This is a genomic window from Shewanella marinintestina, assembly GCF_023283845.1.
GTDB lineage: Bacteria > Pseudomonadota > Gammaproteobacteria > Enterobacterales > Shewanellaceae > Shewanella > Shewanella marinintestina.
On record NZ_JAKILC010000047.1, the window covers coordinates 1 to 649 of the forward strand.

1 protein-coding gene is annotated in these 649 nt (G+C 45.9%); it reads left to right on the forward strand.

The window, feature by feature from the left end:
* A partial coding sequence (locus L2747_RS21375) for a phosphopantetheine-binding protein (protein WP_249000919.1) occupies nucleotides 1-649 on the forward strand: 649 nt, incomplete at both ends.

Here is a 649-nt window from a genome sequence, read left to right on the forward strand (position 1 = left end):
CATGGATATGGAAGCCGATTTAGGTATCGACTCAATTAAACGCGTTGAAATTCTTGGCACAGTACAAGATGAGCTACCGGGTTTACCTGAGCTTAACCCAGAAGATCTAGCAGAGTGTCGTACGCTAGGCGAAATCGTTAGCTACATGAACTCTAAGCTGTCTACAAGTGCAGCTGAAGGCTCTCCTCTTTCATATGCTGCTATTGCACCAGCTACAAACGGTCTAAGCGCAGACAAGGTACAGGCGACTATGATGTCTGTAGTTGCAGAAAAAACCGGTTACCCAACTGAAATGCTTGAACTTGGCATGGATATGGAAGCCGATTTAGGTATCGACTCAATTAAACGCGTTGAAATTCTTGGCACAGTACAAGATGAGCTACCGGGTTTACCTGAGCTTAACCCAGAAGATCTAGCTGAGTGTCGTACACTGGGCGAAATCGTTAGCTACATGAACTCAAAGCTGTCTACAAGTGCAGCTGAAGGCTCTCCTCTTTCATATGCTGCTATTGCACCAGCTACAAACGGTCTAAGCGCAGACAAGGTACAGGCGACTATGATGTCTGTGGTTGCCGAAAAGACTGGCTACCCAACTGAAATGCTTGAACTTGGCATGGATATGGAAGCCGATTTAGGTATCGACTCAATT